At 56.7% G+C, this 231-nt stretch carries 1 protein-coding gene; it reads right to left on the bottom strand.

Annotated features, from left to right (window positions below; all coding sequences use genetic code 11):
- Window positions 1–231, bottom strand: a 231-nt coding sequence (locus tag ACYP03_RS28320) for an ATP-binding cassette domain-containing protein (protein ID WP_459782980.1), incomplete at both ends; no start/stop codon positions are given.

Raw genomic sequence — 231 nt, 5'->3', positions numbered from 1 at the left:
CCCATCTCAGCCTGGATTTCTTTCAGTAACGACAGCACCTCTGCCTGTACGGTGACATCCAGCGCTGTGGTTGGCTCATCCGCAATCAGCAAATCGGGCTTATTCGCCAGCGCCATGGCAATCATGATCCGCTGCAGCTGGCCGCCGGAGAATTCATGAGGATAGTGGCGAAGTCGCTTGCGCGGCTCTGGAAGCTGTACCCGCTCAAAAAGCGCCAGCGTTTCTTCCATC

Source organism: Photobacterium sp. R1 (assembly GCF_054600795.1).
Note: the sequence above shows the minus strand (reverse complement) of the source record. Positions and strands in the feature narration are given on the sequence as shown.